1 protein-coding gene is annotated in these 1144 nt (G+C 68.9%); it reads right to left on the bottom strand.

Features of this window, described 5'->3' with window-relative positions:
* Window positions 1–20 precede the first annotated feature (20 nt).
* The gene (locus JKL46_RS34845) at window positions 21–959 is read right to left on the bottom strand and encodes an IS110 family RNA-guided transposase (RefSeq protein ID WP_201843027.1); all 939 of its coding nucleotides are present in this window, start codon (window positions 957–959) and stop codon (window positions 21–23) included.
* Between the last annotated feature and the right edge of the window lie 185 nt (window positions 960–1144).

The following is a 1144-nucleotide window of genomic DNA, read 5'->3' as shown; positions in this document are numbered from 1 at the left end:
GTGAGCGACTGTCTTGTTGGTCAAGGGTTTTGTTGGCGCCATGGCTGGTTCTCGCGCAGGACGGCGTTGAGGATGGTGACGAGCTTGCGGGCGACCGCAACCAGGGCCACCAGCTTAGGCTTGCCGGCGGCCACAAGCCTGTCGCGGAACGCCTTCAGCACAGGGTTGTACCGGCTGGCGACCATTGCGCCCATGAACAGCGCCGCCCGCACCGCCGCTCGCCCACCGCCGATGAAGCTCTTGCCGCGCCATTGACCGGACTGACGCGTCCATGGCGCCAGACCGACGAGAGCGGCGACCTGGCGCCGGTCGAGCGTGCCGAGCTCGGGCAGTTCGGCCAACAGCGTGCGGGCGATGGTCGCTCCGATGCCGGGAACGGAGGTGAGAAGATCGACCGTGTGGCGCCAGCTCGGCGAGCGACGGATGCTCTCGTCGACCTCCCGATCAAGGTCGGCCAGTTCCCGCTCCAAGGCCTTGAGCAGACGTGTGATGCTCGCGGCCATGCGCGGGGAGGCGCGTTTCAGGCGCTGGTTCTCGGCGCCGATCATGGCCACGATCTGACGTCGCCGGGCGACCAGATCGGCCAGCATCACCGTCTGCGCGTCGGGCAGCGGGCGGATTTCCGGCCGGGCGGCGGCGAGGAAGCGGGCGATGACGCGAGCATCGATCCGGTCGGTTTTGGCGCGCTGCCCGAGCGCCTGGGCAAAGGCGCGCACCTGCGCCGGATTGACCACGACCACGGCAAGGCCGGCCCCTGCCAGCGCCGCGGCGACCACCGTCTCGAAGCCGCCGCTCGCCTCAAGCGCAATCGCTCGCGGCGACAGCGGGGCGAGCCGAGACACCAGCTCTGTCAGGCCATCGGCGGTGCGGGCGACGCTGAACGGTGTCAGCGCAGCGGTGTCGCCGGCCACATCAAGCTGCTCCTTGGAGACGTCGATGCCCACATAAAGCGCGTCCATCCGATCCCCTCCTTGCACAAGCGGGCTTCGTCGCGAGCGGCCCAAGCGACTGTTCGGGTTCGATGGAAAGGCGGGCAAAGACCCGGGCTCACCCACGGGCTTGGCGTCCCTCGGGGTTGACGGTCTGCTGCCCGCCGCCGCACCAGGAACTATACCCGATCCGGCAGCAGGGAAGTTACAAGGGG

Source organism: Microvirga zambiensis WSM3693 (assembly GCF_016735695.1).
Classification (GTDB): Bacteria; Pseudomonadota; Alphaproteobacteria; order Rhizobiales; family Beijerinckiaceae; genus Microvirga; species Microvirga zambiensis.
The sequence above is the reverse complement of the archived record's forward strand: the minus strand, read 5'-3'. Positions and strand labels throughout refer to the sequence as shown.

What these genes read in the sequence shown, in the direction of transcription:
- JKL46_RS34845 (WP_201843027.1), bottom strand. Translation starts at nt 959, where the DNA reads ATGGACGCGCTTTATGTGGGCATCGACGTCTCCAAGGAGCAGCTTGAT.